This window comes from Mesorhizobium sp. P2_C5_2, from assembly GCF_056404535.1.
The window spans coordinates 103,503-123,934 of record NZ_JBFUDV010000004.1; the positions used below are offsets into that span (position 1 = coordinate 103,503).

General features: G+C 64.2%; 18 protein-coding genes. 8 read left to right on the forward strand and 10 right to left on the reverse strand.

Annotation, left to right across the window (positions count from 1 at the left end):
• Nucleotides 1–179: 179 nt before the first annotated feature.
• The 5 genes from AC1D1B_RS15630 (at nt 180) to AC1D1B_RS15650 (ending at nt 6,477) form a co-directional block, all read left to right on the forward strand.
• Nucleotides 180–1,238: a LacI family DNA-binding transcriptional regulator gene (locus AC1D1B_RS15630; protein WP_477333423.1), complete on the forward strand. Its 1,059-nt coding sequence runs from the start codon at nt 180–182 to the stop codon at nt 1,236–1,238.
• Between the two features lie 69 nt (nt 1,239–1,307).
• Nucleotides 1,308–2,549, forward strand: coding sequence for an ABC transporter substrate-binding protein (locus AC1D1B_RS15635; protein WP_477333424.1), 1,242 nt, complete (start codon nt 1,308–1,310; stop codon nt 2,547–2,549).
• 118 nt (nt 2,550–2,667) lie between these two features.
• Entirely contained in the window at nt 2,668–3,597 is a 930-nt protein-coding gene (locus AC1D1B_RS15640; RefSeq protein WP_477333425.1) for a carbohydrate ABC transporter permease, read from the forward strand.
• Nucleotides 3,597–4,454, forward strand: coding sequence for a carbohydrate ABC transporter permease (locus AC1D1B_RS15645; RefSeq protein WP_477333426.1), 858 nt, complete (start codon nt 3,597–3,599; stop codon nt 4,452–4,454). The genes AC1D1B_RS15640 and AC1D1B_RS15645 overlap by 1 nt, the downstream gene beginning before the upstream one ends.
• Before the next feature lie 43 nt (nt 4,455–4,497).
• A complete protein-coding gene (locus AC1D1B_RS15650; RefSeq protein ID WP_477333427.1) occupies nt 4,498–6,477 on the forward strand; it encodes a glycoside hydrolase family 127 protein in 1,980 nt (659 codons plus the stop codon).
• A gap of 1 nt (nt 6,478) precedes the next feature.
• Here the strand turns inward: AC1D1B_RS15650 and AC1D1B_RS15655 are convergent, their stop codons facing one another.
• The 3 genes from AC1D1B_RS15655 to efp all read right to left on the reverse strand — a co-directional run bounded on the left by AC1D1B_RS15655 (nt 6,479) and on the right by efp (nt 9,406).
• Nucleotides 6,479–7,279 (reverse strand): endonuclease/exonuclease/phosphatase family protein, encoded by an 801-nt coding sequence (locus AC1D1B_RS15655; protein ID WP_181060314.1) that lies wholly within the window; start codon nt 7,277–7,279, stop codon nt 6,479–6,481.
• A 25-nt stretch (nt 7,280–7,304) separates the two neighbouring features.
• Entirely contained in the window at nt 7,305–8,765 is a 1,461-nt protein-coding gene (locus tag AC1D1B_RS15660) for a phospholipase D-like domain-containing protein (protein ID WP_477333428.1), read from the reverse strand.
• Between the two features lie 71 nt (nt 8,766–8,836).
• Nucleotides 8,837–9,406: an elongation factor P gene (efp, locus tag AC1D1B_RS15665; protein WP_477333429.1), complete on the reverse strand. Its 570-nt coding sequence runs from the start codon at nt 9,404–9,406 to the stop codon at nt 8,837–8,839.
• Between the two features lie 129 nt (nt 9,407–9,535).
• On the opposite strand from efp, the gene epmA reads away from it, so the two are divergent.
• From epmA to AC1D1B_RS15680, 3 genes are all read left to right on the forward strand, one after another.
• On the forward strand, nt 9,536–10,576 hold the full coding sequence (gene epmA / locus AC1D1B_RS15670) for an EF-P lysine aminoacylase EpmA (protein ID WP_477333430.1): 1,041 nt from the start codon (nt 9,536–9,538) through the stop codon (nt 10,574–10,576).
• Nucleotides 10,577–10,786: 210 nt separating this feature from the next.
• Nucleotides 10,787–11,992, forward strand: a complete 1,206-nt coding sequence (locus AC1D1B_RS15675) for an ROK family transcriptional regulator (RefSeq protein ID WP_477333431.1) — start codon at nt 10,787–10,789, stop codon at nt 11,990–11,992.
• Nucleotides 11,993–11,998: 6 nt separating this feature from the next.
• Nucleotides 11,999–12,490: a peptide deformylase gene (locus AC1D1B_RS15680; protein WP_477333432.1), complete on the forward strand. Its 492-nt coding sequence runs from the start codon at nt 11,999–12,001 to the stop codon at nt 12,488–12,490.
• A 13-nt stretch (nt 12,491–12,503) separates the two neighbouring features.
• Here the strand turns inward: AC1D1B_RS15680 and AC1D1B_RS15685 are convergent, their stop codons facing one another.
• Genes AC1D1B_RS15685 through AC1D1B_RS15715 form a run of 7 tightly spaced genes read right to left on the reverse strand, consistent with a single transcriptional unit; the run spans nt 12,504 to nt 20,385 of the window.
• Nucleotides 12,504–14,522: a beta-N-acetylhexosaminidase gene (locus tag AC1D1B_RS15685; RefSeq protein ID WP_477333433.1), complete on the reverse strand. Its 2,019-nt coding sequence runs from the start codon at nt 14,520–14,522 to the stop codon at nt 12,504–12,506.
• Nucleotides 14,523–14,549: 27 nt separating this feature from the next.
• A complete protein-coding gene (locus AC1D1B_RS15690; protein ID WP_477333434.1) occupies nt 14,550–15,026 on the reverse strand; it encodes a GNAT family N-acetyltransferase in 477 nt (158 codons plus the stop codon).
• Between the two features lie 15 nt (nt 15,027–15,041).
• Nucleotides 15,042–15,980, reverse strand: coding sequence for an ABC transporter ATP-binding protein (locus AC1D1B_RS15695; protein ID WP_477333435.1), 939 nt, complete (start codon nt 15,978–15,980; stop codon nt 15,042–15,044).
• Complete coding sequence (locus AC1D1B_RS15700; protein ID WP_477333436.1) at nt 15,977–16,783, reverse strand: ABC transporter ATP-binding protein; 807 nt, start codon at nt 16,781–16,783, stop codon at nt 15,977–15,979. Before AC1D1B_RS15700 ends, AC1D1B_RS15695 begins: the two co-directional genes overlap by 4 nt.
• The gene (locus AC1D1B_RS15705; RefSeq protein ID WP_477333437.1) at nt 16,780–17,682 is read right to left on the reverse strand and encodes an ABC transporter permease; all 903 of its coding nucleotides are present in this window, start codon (nt 17,680–17,682) and stop codon (nt 16,780–16,782) included. Before AC1D1B_RS15705 ends, AC1D1B_RS15700 begins: the two co-directional genes overlap by 4 nt.
• Nucleotides 17,679–18,662, reverse strand: coding sequence for an ABC transporter permease (locus AC1D1B_RS15710; protein ID WP_477333438.1), 984 nt, complete (start codon nt 18,660–18,662; stop codon nt 17,679–17,681). Before AC1D1B_RS15710 ends, AC1D1B_RS15705 begins: the two co-directional genes overlap by 4 nt.
• Nucleotides 18,663–18,687: 25 nt before the next feature.
• Nucleotides 18,688–20,385 (reverse strand): ABC transporter substrate-binding protein, encoded by a 1,698-nt coding sequence (locus tag AC1D1B_RS15715; protein WP_477333899.1) that lies wholly within the window; start codon nt 20,383–20,385, stop codon nt 18,688–18,690.
• Between the last annotated feature and the right edge of the window lie 47 nt (nt 20,386–20,432).

Genomic DNA, 20,432 nt, shown 5'->3' on the forward strand with positions numbered 1-20,432 from the left:
TGTTCGCCGAACGCAATCATCGCTCTAGCCTTCCCCCTTGCCATCCCTAAATCCTTCCCCTAATCTCCTCTGAGAAAACCTTTTCCCAAATCGCCCCGCGGCCGCTGACCTCACCAGTCATCACTCCACAGGGGCACTAGGAGAAAACCTTTTCCCAGCTAAGGGATCCGCCGCGCGCCATGTCCTCCGACGCCTCGCCCGCCAAGCCACCGGTCACCCTGCGCGAGGTGGCCTCGGTCGCCGGCGTCAGTGTCGCCACGGCCTCTAAAGCGCTGAACGGGCAGGGGCGGATGACGGCTCAGACGCGCGAGCGTATCCGCGAGACGGCGCAGCGGCTCGGGTTCCGGCCGAACAGCCTGGCGCAGAGCCTGTTGCGCAAGCGCTCCTTCACCGTCGGGCTGCTTACCAACGATACCTACGGCCGCTTCTCGCTGCCGCTGATGGCCGGCGTCTCCGATGCGCTGGTCGATGCCGGCGTCTCGGTGTTCCTGTGCAACGTCGAGGACGACCAGCGGCTCGGCCAGCTGCATGTCGAGGCCATGCTCGACAAGCGCGTCGACGGCATCATCGCCACCGGCAAGCGCATCGACCGCCATCTGCCGGTCGATCTCGCCAATTTGCGTGTTCCGGTGATCTACGCCTTCACCCAGCCCGATCCCGGCGCCATCGGCTTCGTCTCCGACGATGCCGGTGGCGCGCGGCTGGCCGTCGAGCATTTTTGCGCGCTCGGGCGGCGGCGCATCGCCCATGTCAGCGGTCCCGCGAGCTTCGCCGTGGTGCATGAGCGCGCCCGCGCCTATCGCGAGGTGCTGGCCGAACAGGGCCTGCCGGTTGCCGAGCCTCTGCTCGGCGCCTGGTCGGAAGCCTGGGGCCACGAGGCGGTGGCAAGACTGTTCGGCGACAAGGCGGGCCAGGCTTTCAACAACAGGGACGCGGCGCCGGATGCCGTCTTTTGCGGCAACGACCAGATCGCGCGCGGCGTCATCGATGCGCTACGCGAGCGCGGCATCAACGTGCCCGGCGATGTCGGCGTCATTGGCTTCGACAATTGGGAGATCGTGGCGGAAGCGACGCGGCCGCCGCTTACCTCGGTCGACATGAACCTTTCAGCGCTTGGCCGCGAGGCCGGGCTGGCGCTGCTTTTGCTCGTCGGCGGCCAACCGGCTGCGCCGGGTATCCGGAAACTGCCGTGCCGGCTGGTGGTGCGTCAGTCATGCGGCCGCTCACCAGGCGGCTGAGATGAAGGCCGTCGCGCGGGAGGCACGGCCGAAAAATAGGAGGAGAACAGAACCATGAGGAGGAAAACCATGAAGACCATCACTGCCGGGCTTGCCCTTGCCGCGAGTATTTTCGCCATGCCTGCGATGGCCGCCGACACCGCCAACATCTGGGTGCGCGCCGACGGCTCGAACTTCATGCCGCGCATCGTCGATGCCTTCAACAAGGCGCATGAGAACCAGGTCAAGCTCGACATCATTCCCAATGCCGAGATCATTCCGAAATATGGCGCCGCGGCCGCCGGCGGCACTGCGCCCGACGCGCTGTCACTCGACCTGATCTACACGCCGGCCTTTTCTGCCGCCGGCCAGCTAGAAGACATCACCGACTGGGCGAAGTCGCTGCCCTATTTCGCCAGCCTGTCGCCGGCGCACGTCAAGACCGGCACCTACAAGGGCCGCATCTACGGCCTGCCGTTCTCGGCTGACAGCTCGGTGCTGATCTGGAACAAGAAGCTGTTCAAGCAGGCCGGGCTCGACCCTGAAAAGGGCCCGACCAACTGGGCCGAAATCGAAGCCGACGCCGAGAAAGTCAACGCGCTCGGCGGTGATATCAAGGGTTTCTACTTCTCCGGCAATTGCGGCGGCTGCAACATCTTCACCTTCACGCCGCTGGTCTGGGCCTCGGGCGGCGACATCCTCTCCGAGGACGGCTCCAAGGCGACGCTCGACAGCCCGCAATTGCGCGGCGCCATCGACCTCTACCGGTCGATGGTCAAGAAGGATCTGGTGCCGGCCGGCGCGCAGACCGACACCGGTTCCAACTTCTTTGCCGCCTTTGCCGCCGGCAATATCGGCATCTCGCCCTCCGGCGCCTTCGCCATCGGCGCGCTCAACACGCAGTATCCTAATGTCGATTACGGCGTCACCTTCCTGCCGGGTAAGGATGGCGGCTGGTCGTCCTTCGCCGGCGGTGACAATTTCGTCGTCACCAAGGGCACCACAAAGCTCGCCGTGGTGAAGGAGTTTCTCGACTTCGCCTATTCGCTGGAGGGCCAGACCATCCTGGCGAAATACGGCAGCCTGCCGGTGCGCGGCGACATCGCCAAGGAGGCGCTGAAGGATCTCGACCCGCGCTACCAGATCGCCGCCGAGGCCATGGCCAAGGGCCGCACGCCCTATTCGGTGGTGTTCAACGATTTGATCAACTCCGCCAACGGCCCGTGGACGCAGATGGTCAACGAGGTCTTCTTCGGCGACGATGTCGACGGCGCGATTTCGAACGCGCAGGAGACCATGCAGTCGATCATCGACCAGGCGCCGCAGAAATAGGGACTGGCTGGACGGCAGCGGTGGCGCAACGCCCTGCCGTCCGAGGTCCTGACCCGGCCGCCCGTCCCGTCTCCCTGGACGGGCGGCCGGACATCGCATCGTCAACGGAAGAGCAAGCATGACATCGATCGCAGCAGCAACCTCCGCCTCGGCGCGCCCCAGGAAACTGGTCGGTGCCGGCCGCCGGCAGTGGATCGGCTTGCTCTATGTCGCGCCGGCGGTGGCGCTGGTGGTCGTGTTCTTCATCATCCCGCTCGGCATGACGGCCTGGATGTCGCTCAACAACTGGCCGCTGATGGGCGAGCACTCTTATATCGGCTTTGCCAATTACGCGGCGATCCTGCGCGACACCAGGTTCTGGAACGCGCTGCGCTTCACCGGCCTCTACACGGTGGTGGTGACGATCGCGATCTTCGCCGTCGCTTTTCCGCTGGCGCTGTTCATCGAGCGTCCCCGGCGGCTCACCGGCTTCTACCGCACGTCCTTCTTCATGCCGGCGGTCATCGGTTTTGCTTCAGCGAGCCTGCTCTGGTCGTGGCTGCTCAATGTCGATTCCGGCCTGTTCAGCCCGGCCGCTTACGACCTCGGCCTGACCGGGAAGAAATTCAACCTTCTGGCCACCTTCCAGCCGGCCTTCTGGTCGATCATCGCCATGGTCGTGTGGAAGGTGGCGGGCTTCACCATGATCATCCTGATGACCGGCCTGCAGTCGATCCCGACCGATCTGCAGGAGGCGGCGATGATCGACGGGGCAGGGCCGTTCGCACGCTTTCGCGCCATCACGCTGCCCTTGATGCGCCGCACCCTGGCGCTCGCGCTGATCCTGTCGGTCGCGGGCTCCATCCTCGCCTTCGACCAGTTCTACATCATCCTGCGCGGCGGCCCGCGCAATCAGACGCTGACCGCCGTCTACTGGATATTCAACCAGTCCTTCGTGTCGTTCAAGCTGGGCTATGGCGCCGCACTGTCGATGATCCTGCTCGCCATCCTGGTCGCGCTCAGCACGTTCCAGCTCTGGCTGCTGCGCAAGCCCGAGGGGGTCGACTGATGGCGCAGGCAAGAAGCCGCAACAGCCGCTTGCGCCTCGGCATCGCCGAGCACTTGACCGGCATGATCGCCTCGGTGCTGTTCCTGGCGCCGATCGTCTGGACAGTGCTGTCGGCGTTCAAGCCGTCGCAGGAGGCGCGCCTGCCGCCGCTGCCGCCTTGGCCGACCACCGGTTTTTCGGTCGAGAATTACGGCACGCTCAACACTTTTGGCGACGGGTTGTTGCTGCCGGCGCAAAACAGCCTCTATGTCTCCGTCATGACGGTGGTGTTTTCCGTCATCGTCAGCGTGCTTGCCGGCTACGGCTTCTCGCGCTTCCGCTTTCCGTTCAAGGACCTGCTCTTCGTCGTCATCCTGTCGACGATCATGATCCCGTTCCAGTCGATTCTGACGCCGATCTTCCTGGTGCTGACCAAGGTCGGCCTGCACAACACGCTGACCGGGCTGGTCTTCGTCTATGTCACGCTGCAGCTGCCGTTCTCGATCTTCATGATGCGCAACGCCTTCGACGCTGTGCCGCGCGAGATCGAGGAGGCCGCCCGCATGGACGGCGCCAACAACCTCACCATGCTGCTGAAGGTCATGCTGCCTTTGGTCTGGCCCGGGATCGTCACCATCGCGCTGTTCGCCTTCCTCGGCGCCTGGAACGAGTTCCTGGCCGCCCTGGTGCTGATGACCGACCAGTCCAAATTCACGCTGCCGATCATGATGACCGCACTTCAATCCGGCCGCTTCGGCGCCATCGACTGGGGCGCCGTGCAGGCCGGCGTCACCGTGATGATGGTGCCTTGCCTGATCCTCTTCCTGTTGCTGCAGCGCTTCTACATACGCGGCCTGATGGCCGGCGCTGTGAAATGACCCGCGGTGAAATGACAATGACGAAATTGAACGGAGCCAGCCGATGACCGCAGACAAATCCGCCGCCCGGAAGACCGGCAAACTGAGCCACGCCTTCCGCCCGCTGCCGGTGCCGCAGGTCGACGTCCGCGGCTTCTGGGGCGACCGCGTCGATGCGGTTGCCTCGCGCACCGCCGACATCCTCTACGAGCGCTGCGTCGAAGCCCGCATGCTGGAGCAGATCGATCCGGACCGGCCGTCGCCCGGGCTCGTCATCCCCTTCCATTCGCCATCGCCGGACGAGGCGGCCACGCCCGGCTTCACCGGCTCGACGGTGACGACGCAGATGTTCTGGGATTCCGACTGGGGCAAGACCATCGAGACCGCCGCCTATTCGCTCTACCGTCGCCGCAACGAGCGGCTGGAGAACAACATCGACGCCGTCATCGACATGTACGAAAAGCTGCAGCAGCCAGACGGCTACCTGTCCTCCTGGTACCAGCGCATCCAGCCCGGCCTGCGCTGGACCAATTTGCGTGACTGCCACGAACTCTACTGCGCCGGCCATCTGATCGAGGGCGCGGTCGCCTATTTCCAGGCCACCGGCAAGCGCAAGCTGCTCGACATCCTCTGCCGCTATGCCGACCATATCGCCGACAAGTTCGGGCCAGAGCCCGGCAAGCAGAAGGGCTATTGCGGCCATGAGGAGATCGAGCTGGCGCTGGTCAAGCTGTCTCGGGCGACCGGCCAGCGGAAATACATGGAGCTGGCAAAATACTTCATCGACCAGCGCGGTGTTGAACCGCACTATTTCGACGAGGAGGCGCGTGCGCGCGGCGCCGATCCGAAGGCCTATCATTTCAAGACCTACGAATACAATCAGTCGCACAGGCCGGTGCGCGAGCAGGACAAGGTCGTCGGCCATGCGGTCAGGGCAATGTACCTCTATTCCGGCATGGCCGACATCGCCACCGAATATGGCGACGACACGCTGCGGGTAGCGCTCGACCGGCTCTGGGACGATCTCACCACCAAGAGCCTCTATGTCACCGGCGGCCTCGGGCCGTCGGCCCACAATGAAGGCTTCACCAGCGACTACGACCTGCCCAACGAAACCGCCTATGCCGAGACCTGTGCTTCGGTTGGCCTGGTGTTCTGGGCCAGCCGCATGCTCGGCATGGGTCCCAACGCCCGCTACGCCGATATGATGGAGCGGGCGCTCTACAATGGCTCGATCTCCGGGCTGTCGCTCGACGGCTCGTTGTTCTTCTACGAGAATCCGTTGGAAAGCCGGGGCCGGCACAACCGCTGGAAATGGCATCGCTGCCCCTGTTGCCCGCCCAATATCGGCCGCATGGTGGCGTCGATCGGCAGCTATTTCTACAGCCTTGCCGACGATGCGCTGGCCGTCCATCTTTATGGCGACTCGACGGCGCGTTTCGACGTCGCGGGCAAGGCAGTCAGCCTCGCCCAGACCAGCAACTATCCCTGGGACGGCGCGGTCTCCATCCTGGTCGAGCCGGAGGCGCCGGTGGAGTTCACGCTGCATCTGCGCTTGCCGTCCTGGTGCCGCAAGGCGACGCTGAAGGTCAACGGTGCGTCTGTCGACCTCCATGCCGCGTCGAACGACGGCTACGCGGCGATCCGGCGCGAGTGGCAAAAGGGCGACCGCGTCGAGCTCGACCTCGACATGTCGATCTCGCGCCTGTTCGCCAACCCGCAGGTGCGCCAGGATATCGGCCGCGTAGCACTTGCGCGCGGCCCGTTGATCTACTGCGTCGAAGAGACCGACAATGCCGGCCAACTGCACCGCATCACCTTGCCGCGCACGGCTGAGATCGAGGCGCATCCCGAGCCGAACCTTCTCGGCGGCGTCGTCACCCTCTCGGCCACCGGCCGCCGGGAAACGGCGGAAAACTGGGAAAACGGCCTCTATCGCACCGAGGCGCCAGCCGTTGAGCAAGCAAAGCTCAAGGCCGTCCCCTATTACGCCTGGGACAACCGCGACCCCGGCGAGATGGTGGTGTGGCTGCGGGACGGGTGAGTCACAGGCTCACAAAAGCCGTAAGCGGCAGATGATCCGACGCAACCCGCGACAACGGCGTGTCATGGGCTTCGACCGACGAGACCATGCCGTGCCGGTTGGCCATGATCCTGTCGAGCGCCAGCACCGGCAGGCCTGAGGGAAAGGTCGGCACGGCCGCCGGGGTGAAGCCAAAGGTGGCGTGCAGCGTCTTCAGCGCCGAGCGGTTGCCCAGCCGCCATTCGTTGAGATCGCCGAGCAGCAGGGTCGGCCTTTCATCCTGGCTGCTCATTATGTCGAGCACGACGCGGGCCTGCTCGGAGCGCGAGCGGCGCAACAGGCCGAGATGGGCGGCAATGACGCGCAGCGTGCGCGTTTCGTCGAGGTCGATCTCGGCCACCAGCGCGCCGCGCGGCTCCAGTCCCGGCAGCTTGATCTGATGCACGTCGCGCACCGTGCCGCGCTTGAACAAAAGCACGTTGCCGCGCCAGCCATGGCCTTTACCATTCCCGGACACCGGCACCGGCACCAGCCCGGTTTCGTGTTCGATCCGGGCAAGATCGAGCAGCCCGGCGCGGTCGCCGAAGCGGTTGTCGGCCTCCTGCAGCGCGATGACGTCGGGTCCGATCTCGCGGATGACGCGGGCAGTGCGTTCAGGATCGAATCTGCGGTCGGTGCCGATGCATTTGTGGACGTTATAGGAGGCGACCACCATCTGGGCGCCGTCAACGCGCTTGCGCGGCGTCGCGTTCGCCTTGCGCGCTTTCCTGCCGCGGATCGACAGGAGCACGGTTTCAGGAAGGCTGCGTCCGTTTATGTCCATAGGCCTGCTGCTCGATGTCCTGATTCTAAAGATAGGGCGATCCCAGCCATAGCAACCGGTCGAAGACGCGAATGACGAATGGCCGCGCTTTCAAGGTTGCGAGTGTGACGGGTTTGGCGGAGGCGATTGCCGATGCGATGCGGGCTTCGATCTCGGCGGCAAAGCCTGCATCCAGCACCTCCAGGTCGATCTCGAAATTCAGCCGCAGCGACCGGGCGTCGAGGTTGGAGGAGCCGACATAAGCCCAGACGCCATCGACCGACAGCAGCTTCGAATGGTCGAACGATCCTTCATGGCGCCAGACGCGGCAATAGTGCTTCAGCACCTGGTCGTATTGCGCCGTCATGGCGCGGCCGACCAGGAAGAGATTGTTGACCGCCGGCACGACGATGTCGATCTCGACGCCGCGTCGGGCCGCCGTGGTCAGCGCGCTGATGAATTCCCGGTCCGGCAGGAAATAGGGCGACATGATGCGGATCGATTTGCGGGCGACGGAAAATGCCCCCATCAGCAATTTGTGGTTGGTTTCGATGCTGGCGTCCGGCCCCGACGCCACGGCCCGCACCAGGATCGGCTGACCGGGAGGCGGCGAGGGTTTTTCGACATGCCAGACCTCGTCCTTGAGGGCCTCGTTGCCGGCAAAGCGCCAGTCTTCGGCGGCCACCGCAAACAGGTCGGCCACGACCGGCCCGGTGACCTGGAAATGCGTATCCGCCGAACTGGCGGTTCCCAAGAATTCGGCCGAGAATCCCTTGCGGATGTTCATGCCCCCCGTGAATGCCACCACACCGTCGACGATCAGGATCTTCCTGTGGGTTCGCAAGTTCGCATAGGGAAGTCTCAGGCCCATGACGATGTTGCCGTTGAAGAGGTCGATGGTGACGCCGGCTTCCCGCAGAGTCGTGAGAATGCTGGGCACGGAATAGCGCACGCCGACGGCATCGATCAGCACGCGCACGGTGACGCCGCGCCGCACCGCGCCCGCAAGGCATTCGACGAAACGTCGTCCGACTTCATCATTGTCGAAGATGTAGGTCTCGAGCAGGATGCTGTGCTGTGCGCCGTCGATCGCGCCGCACATGGCCGTGTAAGCATCGTCACCCGTCCTCAGGATGGTGATCGCGTTTCCCGAAAGCAGGCCGCGCCGCGCCACCCGGTCGCCCAGTGTCTTCAGGCCGGCAAAGCGTTGGCCGAATTCAGCTGAGATGAGCGCTTCGAGCGCAATGTCGCGGTCGTGTTTGGCCGTCTCGGCTTCACCGGCCACAGGCCGCATGGCGCTGATTGTCGCGCGGCGGATGCGGTTGATGCCGGCAATGGCGTAGATGATCGCGCCAAGGAACGGCGACAAGATCATCACGCCCACCCAGCCGGTGGCGGCGCGGACGTCTTCCTTGGTCATGATGGCGTGGACGATGCCGATGGCGGCCATCAGCATCGGAATGATCACGAGGATCAGAGGCCAGTAGGTCACAAAGGTCTGCCACATCGGCAGGACTATCGAGCCAGCGGCCGCAGAAGGCAATGCGAGGGATTAGCCAGGATCGAGGCGCTTGCGCCTCAGTCCTTCGCCCGCTCCACATAAGCCCCGTCAGCCGTCATCACCACAACGCGGGTACCGGGGGCGATGTGCGGGGGCACCAGCGTGCGCACGCCGTTGGAAAGCACCGCCGGCTTGTAGGACGACGATGCCGTCTGTCCCTTGGTGGTCGGCTCGGTCTCGACCACCTCGAATGTAGCACGCTGCGGCAGCACTAGGGCAATCGCGATGCCGTTGAACTGCGAGACCTGTACCGCCATGCCCTCGAGCAGGTAAGGCGCCATGTCGCCGACCACGCTTTCCGACACCGCGACCTGGTCGTAGCTCTCCGGGTTCATGAAATGATAGCCTTCGCCATCGGCGTAGAGGAAGGTGTGCTCGCGATCCTCGACATAGGCGCGCTCGACCTGTTCGGTGGTGCGGTAGCGCTCCGAAACTTTCACCCCGTCGGAGATGCGGCGCATGTCGAGCTGGGTGACCGGCGTGCCCTTGCCAGGGTGGATGTTTTCGGCAAAGAGGATCACGTAAAGCTTGCCGTCCTTGTCGACGACGTTGCCTTTACGCAGGGAACTGGCGATGACCTTCACCACGGTTTTCAATCCTAGACTTCGTTGGCCTGAAACGATTGTTCGGCGCAAATCGGCTGCGAGAGCCGTCGCCGTAGCGCATCTTGGCGCGAACCGCCAGCCCTGTCAGCAATTCCGTTGCCCGGCAAAGCCATGACCGAGGCTTCGCCCTGGTGGACGCCGGATGTTCACGCCGACCGCCGGCCGCGACTGATGGCGCGCAACGGCATCGCAGCCGCGATGCGCGACTGGTTTGGCGAGCGCGACTTCATCGAGGTTGAGACAGCGGCGCTGCAGATATCGCCCGGCAACGAGGCGCATCTCTCGGCTTTCGCCACCGAGGCGATCGGCGCCGACGGCGCGCGCCGGCCGCTTTACCTCCATACCTCGCCGGAATTCGCCTGCAAGAAGCTGCTTGCCGCCGGTGAACGGCGCATCTTCAGCCTGAGTGCCGTCTGGCGCAACCGCGAGCGCGGCCCCTTGCACCATCCGGAATTCACCATGCTCGAATGGTACCGGGTTGGCGAAACCTATGAGAACCTGATGGCCGATTGCGCCGAGCTGCTGAAGCTCGCGGCCGAGCGGGCCGGGGCAAAGGCTTACCGCTTTCGCGGTCGCGAGGCCGATCCGTTTGCCGAGCCGGAACGGCTGAGCGTGGCCGAGGCGTTTCAGCGCCATGCCGGCATCGACCTTCTCGCCACAGTGGCCGCGGACGGGAGCACCGACCGCGATGCGCTCCATGAGGCTCTGGTCAAGGCTGGCATGCGCACTGCCGAAGATGACAACTGGGCCGATCTGTTCAGCCGCGTGATGGTCGAAAAGGTCGAGCCGGTTCTGGGGCAGGGGCGGGCCACCATCCTGTACGGCTATCCGATCTCGGAAGCCGCGCTCGCCCGACCGAGCGCCGATGACCCGCGCGTTGCCGAACGCTTCGAGCTCTATTGCTGCGGCGTCGAGCTTGCCAACGCTTTTGGCGAGTTGACTGACCCGGCCGAGCAGCGCCGGCGCTTTGCCGCTGAAATGGACGAGAAAGAGCGCGTCTATGGCGAGCGCTATCCGCTGGACGAGGATTTTCTCGCTGCCCTTGCCATCATGCCGCAGGCCAGCGGCTCGGCGCTCGGCTTCGACCGGCTGGTGATGCTGGCGACGGGGGCAGCCCGGATCGACGACGTGATCTGGACGCCGGTCGCCTGAAGAACGGGCAGGGGCTATCCGCCCTCGCGCGGCCGGTTCTGGCTGCGTTTCGCCAGCAGATTTGCAACGAAAAGCGGGACTATCGGGTCTCGACAGTTCGTTCTGAAATGGATGCGATCCGGTCCGGCGGGAATCCGTGCGCCATAAATTAAATCAACTTGATTTTCTAAAGTGGTATTCTATGATTATGGAGCCCGGTAACAAAGCCATATGACATCCAGAAAAGCCATCTCCGGCACCAATCTCGAACAGGCCAAGTCGCACAACAGGCGCGTGGTGATCGAGGCGATCCGCACCAACGGCGCCCTGTCGCGGGCGTCGATCGCGCGGCTGACGGCGCTGTCGTCGCAGACCATTTCCAACATCGTCGAGGAGCTGGAGCGCACCGAATTGCTGCGCCCGGAGGCGACGTTGAAGGGCGCGCGCGGCCAGCCGGCCGTGCCCTATTCGATCAATCCCGATGGCGGCTATTCGATCGGCCTGCAGCTCGACCATCAGCTTGCCGTCGGCGTCGTCACCGATCTCTCCGGCACGATGCGCGCGCGTATCGAGAAAAACGTCGACCGACCGACGCCGGCCGAAGCGATGCCGCTGCTGGCCGCCATCGCCGCCGAGCTGATCGCCACCTCGCGCCTCGACCGGACCCGGCTGCTCGGCATCGGCATGAGCATGCCGGGCCCGTTCGGCGTCGAGGGCCTGACCTCGGTCGGCCCGACCGCGCTGCCCGGCTGGCATGATTTCCCGGTGGCCGAAGAGTTGCAGCGGCTCACCGGCATTCCAGTCATTGTCGAAAACGACGCCACTGCCGCAGCCATCGGCGAACGTCTCTACGGCGTGGCCAAAAACCTCGACAGCTTTGTCTATCTGTTCATCGGCACCGGGCTCGGCGCCGGCCTGTTCCTCAACGGCCATCTCTACAAAGGCAGCCGGCACAATGCCGGCGAAATCGGCCACATCATCGTACGGCCGGGCGGCCTTGCCTGCGGCTGCGGCAAGCGCGGCTGCCTGGAGCGCTACGTCTCGCTGCGCGCCGCCTACGAGGCGCTCGATCTGCCGGACCCCGACCATGCTTCCCCCGATCTGCTCGAGGACCTGCTGGCCAAGGGCGACAGCCGCCTCGACGCCTGGATTTCGGACGCCGTCGATCCGCTGCGCCAGGCAATCGATGTGCTGGAACTGGCGCTCGACCCGGAAACCGTGGTTCTCGGCGGCTTCATGCCACTGCCGGTGATCGAGGCGCTCGCGAGCCGGCTGGAGCCGCTGCACCTCTCCGTCAGTTCGACCAGCGCCCGCACCACGCCGCGCGTGCTAGTAGGAGCGGCCGGCAAGGACACGTCCGTGCTTGGCGCTGCCGCCTTGCCGATCTTTTCGGAAACCAATCCGCAGTTCGACGTGCTGCAAAAGCCGTTCGGCTGAAATCCTGTGGCGGTTCGATCGATTGTAAGATTTCCCGATCCGCTTCTGCGCACTGTCGCGGAGCCGATACAGCTGTTCGACAGTGACTTGTCGAGCCTGGCTGGCGACCTCATCGATACCATGCACGGGATCGGCATCACCGGCCCGCATATCGGTATTTTGACACGCCTGGTCGTGATCCAGCTGCCTTCGGCCGCAAAGCCGGGAATCTATGTCAATCCATCGGTCATCCAGGCCTCGCCTGAAATGATCCGCCACGTGGAAGGCAGCGTTTCGATGCCCGGTGTCACGGAAGAGGTTGAGCGACACGCACGCGTACGGGTTCGCTATCAGGATCTCGACGGCAACGAGCGGTTCGAGGATGCCGATGGCCTGCTGGCGGTCTGCCACCAGCATGAGATCGATCAACTCAACGGGCTCTTTTGGACGCACCGGCTCTCGCGCCTGAAGCGCGACCGCCTGATCAAGCGCTACGACAAACTGATGCGGGTGTCCTGAACGGAAGTCCGCTCTAGGATACCCCGTAGAGAACCGGCATCAGACCGGCGAGCGCGCTGAACCGTTCCCACGATTTTCGCTCCGGTGTTGTCCAACCGGTCTCGGCAAGCGCCGAAAGCCTGGGAAAGACCAGCCGGTCGAAGACGGCGCGGTCGGTCATTGGCTCCGACCAGATGCAGCACTGCACGCCGAGGAAATGTTTCTTCTGCGCCGCGCTCCAGCCTTCCACCGGATCGAAGCCGTAGAGTTTCTCGGGCGAAGACCAGCCGGCCCAGGCCGCACCCGGTTCCGACCATTCCTGGCTGTTGGCCATGTCGAGGTAATAGACCTGCCCGGGATTGACGACGATGTCATAGCCTTCGCCGGCAAGGGCTGCCGAAACTTCGACGTTGCGCCAGCCATTGAGATAGCTTTTCGTCTTGTCGATGACATTGCCATGCGCGGCTTCCTCCCAGCCGCCGGTGATGCAGCCGCGTGATGCCAGGAAGGTCTGGATGCGCTTGAGAAACTGGGCCTGCAGCACGGCCGCGCCCGAGCCGTCGATCTCGTCGGCGCCATGTGTGTTGGTGACCACGCCGAGCCGCTTGGCATGCGATTGCGCCAGTGCCTCGCCGCCCAATTCGGCAAGCCGTTGCAGCGCTTGCGGCGAGCCCGACCAGGCGCCGATCGGCACTTCGTCGGCGCCAACATGGATCGCCTTGAATGGGAACAGCTCGATCATCTCGTCGAAGATCGTTTCGAGCACGCGGTAAGTTTCCTCGCGCGCCGGGTTGAGGCAGTTGTTGGGAAACCCTTGCACGGAAAAATACTCGCCGTGCTCGCCGTGCTCGCCGGGATCGCGCAGCTCGGGCAGCGCGTTGAGCATGGCGTAGCAATGGCCGGGAACGTCGATCTCCGGCACAACCTCGATGCCGAACCGACCGGCGAGCGCGACGATGTCGCGGATCGCAGCCTTCGTATAGTAGCCGCCGGTCTTGCCCGGGCCCGAGCCGAGCAGCGACGGGATCGGCAGGCCATGGCCGCGCCATGCGCCGATTGTCGTCAGCTCGGGATAGGCCGAAATCTCGACCCGCCAGGCTTCGTCGTCGGACAGATGCCAATGAAAACGGTTGAGCTTGTTCCAGGCGAAAATGGCGAGGAACTGTTCGACCTCGGCCGAGGCGTAGAACTGGCGCGCCGTATCGAGATGGCAGCCGCGCCAGCCCATCGACGGCTCGTCGCGGATCTGTCCCTGCGCCGGGAAGACGAAAGTGGTGGGATGCTGCCTGGCGCCGCGCAGGATCTGGCCGAGCGTGATCAGCCCGTAGAGAAATCCGGTGCGGGTGGACGCTGAAACTGTCGGCGCATCGACTGCAAAATCGATCGTATAGGCCTCCGGCCCCAATCCATCCCTGAAGGACAGATTGACCGGGAAGCCGCCTTCCGCCGCCGGGCGTACAAGGCCTTCGACCGGAAACAGTCTGGCGCTGAGCTCGGCAAAGGCGGCTGCCGCGGCCTTGGCCTCTTCGCCTTCGGGCCTCGGGTCGATGCCGGCTGGTGCGGGCAGGGCGCCGGACACGTCGACCTGGCGCGGCCAGGGGATGGCTGAGATGGTGACTGGCGTTACGGCCGGCACTGGATAGGGTTCGACGCCGCGTTTCAGCGGCGCGTTGTCGCCTTTGGCCTTTGTCGGCTCGACGGAAAGGTGCTGGACGCTGCCGTCGGCCAACACGAGGTAGGCGCCGGTGGCGCCATCCGTCCAGTGGCGCAGCGGGTAACTCAGGCCGTGCGCCGTCAATGTCCAGGCAGCACCCGGTTCGAGCACGAAGCCGGCGGGCGGCGCGAACTCGGCATGGTTGGACAGCCGATTGACCAGCGTGGCGCCTTCGACGGCCGCCGCCGGGTCGATCCGCGCCGGGCCACTGATGCAGAGCCGGAAATCTCGCAATGGCTTTTTCGAAGCGTTGGTGAGTTTCAGCGAATAGGCCAGCGCCTGGCTGTCTGATGCGGGCGTCCAAAAACTCTCCAGCCGCAGGGCAAGTCTCTCGGTCATGGCAATCTCATGTGTGAGCGTGAAAAATCAGTCGGCGGACTTCAGCAGGCCGGCATAGATGCCGGGCTCCGAATTGGGGATTTGCGTTGCGCCGACGGTGCGTTCGTAGAATTCGGACGGGCCGACATCGCCGATGATGGCGTAGGCGTAGCCCATGGTCTTGAGATCGAGCAGCGATGCCAAGAGCAGCGCATGGCCGATGCCCTGGCCGCGCGCCGCCTCATCAACGCCGGTCGGGCCGAAGAAGCCGCGGGCGATCGATTCATGGCACGCAAAGCCGACCAGTTTTTCAGCCCTGGTGGCCAGAAAACAGGTCGGCGGCTGGCGCATCATGGAAACAGCCGTCTCGCCGGCCCAGCCGGAACTGAACTTGCGCCGGACCCAGTCGGTGACCAGCTCGTATTCCGGCGCAAGTGCGCGGCGAATGGTGACGCCAGCTTTCGCCACGCGCTGGTCGAGAGCCGCGTCAGGTCCAAGCAAGGAGAGGTTGACCAGATAATCCATACCAGTATCCGTCGTTTATGAGGGTACGCCGAGCGCGCGCACAAAATGGTCCGGCCCAACCTGATCCACGACTGTGGATGTCGGGCGCGAGCGTCGCCGCACCTCCTCGGCATGGCCAAGGAAACGCGCGCTGTCGCCCGGCACGAAGGGTCGGTCGGGATCAGGCACGGCCGACAGCAGAAGCTGCGTGTAGGGGTGGCGCGGATCGCCGATGACGGCATTCGTCGCGCCCCATTCGACCATCTGTCCCGCGAACATCACGATGACGTCCTCCGCGACATGGGCTGCGGTGGCGATGTCATGGGTGATGTAGAGCATGGCCAGGCTCTTGTCACGCTTGATGCGGGCAAGCAGGTCGAGAATGCCGAGCCGGATCGAGACGTCGAGCATCGAGGTCGGCTCGTCGGCGACCAGCACTTCCGGCTGTACGGCGAGCGCCCTGGCGATGTTGACGCGCTGGCGTTGGCCACCCGATAGCTCGTGCGGGAATTTATGCGCGGTCAGCTCGGGATCGAGGCCGACGCCGGCAAGCAGTTCCGACACGCCCTTGGTCAATGCCGCCTTGCCCTTGGCATGGCCATGCAGCGCCAGCGGCCGCGCCAAATGGTGATGCACGGTGAACACCGGATTGAGCGAGGCGAACGGGTCCTGGAACACCATCTGCACGGCGCGGCGGTAGGCGCGTTCTTCGGCAGCGGTGCCGGGCCTGGTCGCATCGCGGCCGCGGAAGGAGAGCGTGCCTGATGTCGGATGGTCCATGCGGGCGATGATGCGGGCGCAGGTGGTCTTGCCGGAGCCGGATTCGCCGACGAGAGCCAAGGCCCGGCCAGGCCGCAGCGACAGCGTGATGCCGCGCAGCGCCTGCACGATGCCGAAGCTGCGCTCGATCGCTTCCAGGGCGATAATGGGTTCGGCGTTGACCACTGCCGACAGTGAGGAGGGGAGCGCGTTCATACGGCCACTCGCGCCCGCGCCGGCAGTTGCGGGATCGCACCCCACAGCTTGCGCGTATATTCGTGCACGGGCGTGTGGCTGACCTGCTGCACGTCGCCGACTTCCACCAATTCGCCTTTCAGCATCACTCCGATACGGTTGCACAGTTGCGACATCAGATGCAGGTCGTGGGTGATGAACAGCACGGAAAAGCCGTGGCCGCGCTGCAGGTCGATCACCTGTTCGAGGATTTCACGCTGCACCACCACGTCGAGCGCCGTCGTCGGCTCGTCCATGATGATCAGTTCCGGTTCCAGCGCCAGGCAAATGGCAATGACGATGCGCTGGCGCATGCCGCCGCTGAATTGGTGCGGATAGTCGCTGAGACGGTTGGCGGCAATGCCGACCAGCTTGAACATCGCCTCGGCGCGCGCCCGCGACTGCGCGCGGCTGAAGCTGTTGTGCCGGCGCAGCACATCGTGGAACTGGTCTTCGACCCGCATCAGCGGATTGAGCGAATTCATCGCGCTCTGGAACACCATGCCGATACGGCTCCAACGCACCTTCTGCAGGGCCGCTTCGGTGAGTTTCAACAGGTCCTGGCCGTCGAGCAGGATCTCGCCGCCCGCCACCCAGGCCGGCGACTTGGCCAGCCTGGTGATGGCGTAGGCGATGGTGCTCTTGCCGCAGCCGGATTCGCCGGCGAGACCGAACAGCTCGCCGCGGCCGATGTCGAACGACACGTTCTTCACGGCGCGGAAGGCGCCCTTGTCGAGCAAATAGTCGACGCTGAGGTCGCGGACTTGCAGCAGGGGGCCGCTCACCGCGCCGCCTCCAGTTCGCGCTTGCGCTGACGGGTCAGCCGCAGCCAGCGCGACAGCGCCGGGCCCGAACGCAGCTGCGGGTTGGCGATCTCGTCGAAGGTGAAGTTGAGCAACGCTAGCCCGAGGCCCACGAGCGCGATGCCGGCAGCCGGCGCACTGATGTCCCACCAGGCGCCAACGATGATCGCCGACGAGTTCTGCGCATTGTAGAGCATGGTGCCCCAGGTGACATTCAGCGGATCGCCGAAGCCGAGATATTCGAGCGTGGTCTGCGCCACGATCGCATAGATGATCGAGCCGACGATGTTGATGCCGATCAGCGGCACCAGATTGGGCAGGATCTCGACGAAGATGATGCGCCATGAAGGCTCGCCGACCATGCGTGCGGCGGTGACGAATTCACGGTTGCGCAGCCCCATCATCTGCGCCCGCGTCATGCGCGCGCCCCACGGCCAGGAGGTCAGCGTGATGATCGTCATGATGGTGAGCGGCCCGACTGTCCCGGCAAAGGACGCCAGCAGAATAAGCAGCGGGATGTTGGGGATGACCAGCACCGCATTGGTAGCAAGGTCGAGCGTCGCGTCGATACGGCCGCCGAAATAGCCGGAGACGAGGCCGATCACCGTGCCAAGTGCCGTTATGGCCAGGCCTGTGGCGAAGCCGACAGCGAGCGAGGAGCGGGCGCCCCAGACGAACTGGCTATAGACATCGCGGCCCATCTTGGTGGTGCCGAAATAATGCTCGACGGTCGGCGGCTGGTGCGAGCGGCCGACGCGCGCGCCGGGATCGTTCGGCGCCAGGATGGGTGCTGCCAGCGCCATCAGGCAGAGTGCGGCGACGATCATGAAGCCGGCAACCGCCTTCTTTTGCCGGAGCAGGAGTTGCAGCCCGAACCTCATGCCCGCTCCTCGCTGACGCGCGGGTCGACCATGCCGTAGATGATATCGACCAGCAGATTGGCGCCAAGCGTTGCCAATGTCATCAAAAGAAGCTGGCCCTGGATGACCGGATAGTCGCGTGCCACGCTCGCCGTGAACAATGTCAGGCCGAGGCCGGGATAGTTGAACACGATCTCGGTGACGATCGAGCCGCCGAACACCGCGCCCAGCATCAGGGCCAGATTGGTCAGCACCGGCAGCATGGCGTTGCGCGCCGCATAGGAGAACATCACGGCCGTCTCCGACAGGCCCTTGGCGCGGCCCATGGTGACATAGTCCTCGCCGAGCACCGAGATCATCGAGGAGCGCATTGTCGTCTGGAACTCGCCGATCATCAGAGGCGACAGTGTCAGCACCGGCAGGACGGCGTGCCAGAACACGCTGCCGAGGAAGGTGAAATTGAGGCCGGGATCGAGGTCTGGATTGTAGGCATAGCCGACCGGAAACCAGCGCAGCGCCACGCCGAAGGTGAACAGCGCCGCGAGCGCGAAGATGACGGGCGGGATGGCTTTCAGGACGACAGAAAACGGCGAGACGAACGCATCGAAACGTCCGCCTCGCCGCCAGGCTGCCACTGCGCCGAGGGAGACACCGACGCAGAGGGAAAAGATGATGGCGCAGGTAACCAGCAGCGCCGTCCAGCCGGCGGATCTCGCCAGCACCTGCGTGACCGTCTGCGGATAGTATTTCACCGACACGCCGAGATCGAAGGTGGCGAGCCCCTTCAGATAGTCGACGAACTGCAGCAGCACCGGTTGCTCGACGGCGCCGAAGCGAGCCTTGATCGCTTCGATCGCCGCAGGGGTCGCACGCTGCCCGAGGCGCGCGATCATCGCATCCACCGGGCTCCCAGGCATCAGCCTGGGAAGGGTGAAGTTCACCACGATGGCAAACATGAAGGCGACGAAGTAGACGCCGAGACGCCGCAGGGGAATCCGCATCGCAACTTGTCCTGTCTGGCCTGGGTTACTGGACGGGCTTCAGGCGCAGCAGATGCATCAACCGCATGCGGTTATTGTCATGGTTCTCCGGGTTCATCACCGGTTCGTCCTTGGTCACCCAGCCGATGAAGCGCTTGGTCGAATACTGGTACCAGGTCGGGCCGTTGAACACCGGCACGACAGGGAAGGCGTCGGCAATAATTACCTGCACCTGGTCGAACAGCTTCTTGCGTTCCTCGTCCGTCGTTGCCTTGCGATAGTCGTCGAACACCTTGTCGAGTTCGGGGTTCGAGTAACGCGACGGCGCGCTGGTGATGCGGCCGCCAAAGGTTGTCGACAGCGACTGGTAGTAGCCGCGGAACGGCGTCGGGCCGTCGGCGCGGGAGTTCATGACGGCATCGAACGAGCCGTCGAGGATCTGCTTCTGCCACTGCTCATATTCGGGCGTCGCGACGGAAGCGTTGATGCCGATCTTGCGCAGGCCTTCGGCGGCGATCTGCACGGCGTCGATCCAGTCGGTCCAGCCATTGGGAACGATGATCGAGAACGCGACCGGCTGGCCCTTCGGCGTGGTGCGCATGCCGTCGGCGCCCTTCTTGTAGCCGGCGTCGTCAAGCACCTTGTTGGCCTTGTCGACGTCGTAGGTCATCCAGACGTCCTTGTCGCCTTCGGCCGCCTTATTGCGCCATGCGTCGAAGCGCGGCGGCAGGCCGCTGGCGTGCAGGTTGACCACCGGATAGCCAAAGCCGGCAATGTCGACCATCGCCGTGCGATCCATGGCCAGGCTGAAGGCGTGGCGGAAATTAATATCGGCGAAGGCTTCGGCGAGCCCTGGATTGGCGGTCTTGAAGTTCACCTGGAAGGCGATGGTTTCTGCCGGCGGCTGCCAGTAACCGTTGTGATCCTTGTCGAGCGCGACATAGGTCTTGTCGATCTCGGGCAGGAACGAACCGATCCAGTCCATCGAGCCTTCCGGCAGCAGCGCCAGCATCTGGTCGTTGCCGGAAATCTGCGGCAGTTTCAGGCAGTCGACATGAAGGTCAGCTGCATCCCAGTAGTTGGGGTTGCGGCACTGCTCATAAATCTGCGGCGTGAAGCGGCGAATCTCGGTCATCGGGCCAGAACCGATCGGCTTCTCGTTCTTGAAGGTCAGCGGATCGGCGATGTCCTTCCAGATGTGCTCCGGCACAACAGGGAAGTCGGCCATCGATTCGGGGAAGTGCGTGTCGACATCCTTCAGCGTGATCTTCACTTCCGTCGGCGAGGGCGCTTCGACCGAGGCGACGCTGCTGCCGACGCCGACAGTGTCGACCGCCGGGTTCTTCAGCATCAGGTCGAGCGTGTATTTCATGTCGGCCGAGGTCAGCGGCTGGCCGTCCGACCATTTGACACTGTCGCGCAGCGTGTAGGTGATCGTCTTCAGGTCGTCGGAGAATTTGTAGCCCGTCGCCAGCCGGAAGATCGGCTTGCCGCCATCATAGTCGTTGAAGATGACCAGCGGCTCGTAGACGAAATCCATCGTGCTCTGGCGGCGGCCGCCAAGATCGAACGGATTGAAGTTCTGCACCCAGCTCGTCTGCTCTTCGATATGCATGGCGAGTACTGATTCGGCAGCTGCCGGCTTTGTCACAAAGCCAAAGGCCGATGAAACGGCCACGGCGCCGGCGAGCGCGAAAAGCAGCCGTCGGCTGATGGACGTGTCCGCCAAACCGGCGGTGCGCATTGATTTCGACACGTATGGTGATTGCACGCGACCGAGCATCTTTTCTC

What these genes read in the sequence shown, in the direction of transcription:
- AC1D1B_RS15640 (WP_477333425.1), top strand. Translation starts at nt 2,668, where the DNA reads ATGACATCGATCGCAGCAGCAACCTCCGCCTCGGCGCGCCCCAGGAAA.
- AC1D1B_RS15645 (WP_477333426.1), top strand. Translation starts at nt 3,597, where the DNA reads ATGGCGCAGGCAAGAAGCCGCAACAGCCGCTTGCGCCTCGGCATCGCC.
- epmA (WP_477333430.1), top strand. Translation starts at nt 9,536, where the DNA reads ATGACCGAGGCTTCGCCCTGGTGGACGCCGGATGTTCACGCCGACCGC.
- AC1D1B_RS15650 (WP_477333427.1), top strand. Translation starts at nt 4,498, where the DNA reads ATGACCGCAGACAAATCCGCCGCCCGGAAGACCGGCAAACTGAGCCAC.
- AC1D1B_RS15705 (WP_477333437.1), bottom strand. Translation starts at nt 17,682, where the DNA reads ATGAGGTTCGGGCTGCAACTCCTGCTCCGGCAAAAGAAGGCGGTTGCC.
- AC1D1B_RS15635 (WP_477333424.1), top strand. Translation starts at nt 1,308, where the DNA reads ATGAAGACCATCACTGCCGGGCTTGCCCTTGCCGCGAGTATTTTCGCC.
- AC1D1B_RS15655 (WP_181060314.1), bottom strand. Translation starts at nt 7,279, where the DNA reads ATGGACATAAACGGACGCAGCCTTCCTGAAACCGTGCTCCTGTCGATC.
- AC1D1B_RS15630 (WP_477333423.1), top strand. Translation starts at nt 180, where the DNA reads ATGTCCTCCGACGCCTCGCCCGCCAAGCCACCGGTCACCCTGCGCGAG.
- AC1D1B_RS15660 (WP_477333428.1), bottom strand. Translation starts at nt 8,765, where the DNA reads ATGTGGCAGACCTTTGTGACCTACTGGCCTCTGATCCTCGTGATCATT.
- AC1D1B_RS15710 (WP_477333438.1), bottom strand. Translation starts at nt 18,662, where the DNA reads ATGCGGATTCCCCTGCGGCGTCTCGGCGTCTACTTCGTCGCCTTCATG.
- AC1D1B_RS15685 (WP_477333433.1), bottom strand. Translation starts at nt 14,522, where the DNA reads ATGACCGAGAGACTTGCCCTGCGGCTGGAGAGTTTTTGGACGCCCGCA.
- AC1D1B_RS15690 (WP_477333434.1), bottom strand. Translation starts at nt 15,026, where the DNA reads ATGGATTATCTGGTCAACCTCTCCTTGCTTGGACCTGACGCGGCTCTC.
- AC1D1B_RS15695 (WP_477333435.1), bottom strand. Translation starts at nt 15,980, where the DNA reads ATGAACGCGCTCCCCTCCTCACTGTCGGCAGTGGTCAACGCCGAACCC.
- AC1D1B_RS15715 (WP_477333899.1), bottom strand. Translation starts at nt 20,385, where the DNA reads ATGCGCACCGCCGGTTTGGCGGACACGTCCATCAGCCGACGGCTGCTT.
- AC1D1B_RS15675 (WP_477333431.1), top strand. Translation starts at nt 10,787, where the DNA reads ATGACATCCAGAAAAGCCATCTCCGGCACCAATCTCGAACAGGCCAAG.